Origin of the sequence: Streptomyces sp. SID14478, assembly GCF_010548525.1 — a bacterium.
Lineage (GTDB): Bacteria > Actinomycetota > Actinomycetes > Streptomycetales > Streptomycetaceae > Streptomyces.
The window spans coordinates 1-1,817 of record NZ_JAAGMG010001363.1 but is presented as its reverse complement, the minus strand read 5'-3'; the positions used below and the strand labels follow the sequence as shown (position 1 = coordinate 1,817).

Annotated in this window: 2 protein-coding genes and 1 pseudogene; all 3 read right to left on the bottom strand. The window is 74.3% G+C overall.

Annotation, left to right across the window (positions count from 1 at the left end; translation table 11 throughout):
• The coding region (locus G3I40_RS43460; RefSeq protein WP_164560307.1) for a precorrin-2 C(20)-methyltransferase at positions 1–845 on the bottom strand (845 nt) is incomplete at its 3' end.
• Positions 842–1,492: a precorrin-8X methylmutase gene (locus G3I40_RS43455; RefSeq protein ID WP_164560306.1), complete on the bottom strand. Its 651-nt coding sequence runs from the start codon at positions 1,490–1,492 to the stop codon at positions 842–844. The genes G3I40_RS43455 and G3I40_RS43460, both read right to left, overlap by 4 nt.
• Positions 1,485–1,817, bottom strand: a pseudogene (locus G3I40_RS43450) (cobalamin biosynthesis protein CobG); the annotation flags it as partial. The pseudogene G3I40_RS43450 and the gene G3I40_RS43455, both read right to left, overlap by 8 nt.

The window sequence follows — 1,817 nt, the reverse complement described above, 5'->3', positions numbered from 1 at the left end:
GCGCCGGCGAGGGCGCCGCGCGACTCGGGGGTCAGCCAGGGCGCGCCCGCCGGGCCGGTGCCGACGACGACGACCTCGCCTCGGCCGGGCGCCTCGGCGGGCTCGCTGTCGATGCGGGACGGGAGCACCGCCACGGAGAAGTACGGGACCGAGCCGGGGTCGATGTCGGCGAGCCGGCCGGTGCGTTCGCCGTCCATGAAGGCGCGCTCCACGTAGCGGGCGTCGTCGAGCCGGCCCGCGCTCTCCATCGCCGTACGGACCTTGGTGAAGGTCCGCCCCAGCTTCATCACGACGGCCGAGTCCGCGGCGGCGATCCGTGCCGTCAGCTCGTCCTCGGGGAGCGTCCCCGGGATGATCGTCAGCGTCTCCTTGTCCTCGCACAACGGCTCGCCGAGGCGGGCGGCTGCCGCGCTGACGGAGGTGACGCCCGGAATGACCGTGGTGTCGTAGCGGTCCGCGAGCCGCTTGTGCATGTGCTGGTACGAGCCGTAGAACAGCGGGTCGCCCTCGGCGAGGACGGCCACCGTGCGGCCCGCGTCCAGGTGCGCGGCGAGCGTCGCTGCGGCCTCGGCGTAGAAGTCGTCGAGCGCGCCGCGGTAGCCGCCGGGGTGGTCCGTGGTCTCCACCGTGAGCGGGTACATGAGCCGCTCCTCGATCTGGTCCTCGCGCAGGTGCTCCGCGGCGATCGAGCGGGCGATGGAGCGGCCGTGCCGGGCGCAGTGGTACGCGATCACGTCCGCACCCGCGATGGCCTTCACGGCCGCCACGGTCATCAGGTCCGGGTCGCCGGGGCCGAGCCCGACCCCGTACAACTTGCCGGTCGTCGCGGGGGAGTTGCCGCTCATGCCCGGTCCTCCATGATCTCCGCCTCGGTGGCGATCGCGTTGAGCGCGGCCGCGGTGATGGCGCTGCCGCCGCGCCGCCCGCGCACGATCAGGTACTCCAGGCCCAGGTCGTTCGCGGCCAGCGCGTCCTTGGACTCGGCGGCGCCGACGAAACCGACCGGGATGCCGAGCACCGCCGCCGGGCGCGGTGCCCCCTTCGCGATCATTTCGAGGAGGTGGAACAGGGCGGTGGGCGCGTTGCCGATGGCGACGACGGCGCCGTCCAGCCTGTCCCGCCACAGTTCGAGCGCGGCCGCGCTGCGTGTCGTGCCCAACTCGGCTGCCAGGGACGGCACCTCGGGCTCGTTCAGGGTGCAGATGACCTCGTTGTCGGCGGGCAGCCGCTTGCGGGTGACGCCACTCGCGACCATCCGTGCGTCGCACAGGATCGGGGCGCCGGAACGCAGTGCCGCGCGGGCCGTGGACACGACCCCGGCCGAGTGGCCGATGTCCGCCACGAGGTCCACCTGGCCGCAGGCGTGGATCATGCGGACCGCCGCCTGCGCGACGTCGGCGGGCAGCGCGGCGAGGGGGCGCGCCGCTTCCGCTCGGATGGTGGCAAAGGACTCGCGGTAGATCGCCGCGCCGTCCTTCTCGTAGTCATACACGGGGTTCGGCTCTTTCGGTCGTGAGGGTGTACGTACCGTCGGGGCGGGCCACGACGTCGACGTGCGGTCCGGTCGGGCGGCCGCAGCGGCGCTCGCAGCCGGACCAGTAGGTGGGCAGGGTCGGGTGCGCCTCGTCGATCCGGGCGGCGGCGTCGGCCCGCACGTCGGTGTGGGCCTTGGCGCAGCCGGGCCGCCCGATGCAGGCGCCGACGCGGGCCCAGGGGGAGTCGGTCCGCTCCACGGCGCCGGGGACGACGACGCGGCGCCACGGCGTCAAGCGCAGTTCCTGGAGGGGGAGTCGGGCGGCGAGGTCGACGAGCCGGGT